This window comes from Proteus sp. TSJ240517 (assembly GCF_047921575.1).
In the GTDB taxonomy this organism is placed as follows: domain Bacteria; phylum Pseudomonadota; class Gammaproteobacteria; order Enterobacterales; family Enterobacteriaceae; genus Proteus.
The window spans coordinates 1-236 of the sequence record NZ_JBLRMH010000041.1; the positions used below are offsets into that span (position 1 = coordinate 1).

Annotated in this window: 1 protein-coding gene; it reads right to left on the reverse strand. The window is 43.2% G+C overall.

All coding sequences use genetic code 11. The features are described from left to right. Positions 1-236: hypothetical protein (locus ACNARN_RS18675; RefSeq protein WP_416304822.1), on the reverse strand; the 236-nt coding region annotated here is incomplete at both ends.

Genomic DNA, 236 nt, shown 5'->3' on the forward strand with positions numbered 1-236 from the left:
GGTGTCGCCTGGAATTTGTCCATCAACAGCAAATTCCACTTTATTCCCTTGTTTCGGCGGATTACTTCCCTGAGTTAAACTAACATCAACACTGTTTTGACCGTCTTGTACTGCGTCTTTCGGAATATCTATTGACACTTTGCCTGCCGTCACGTCATCTTTCGTGACGGTATGTGTAATAGTTTCAGTGGTGTTATCTGGACGAGTGATAGTTAGCGTAATTTCTGCACCTTCTA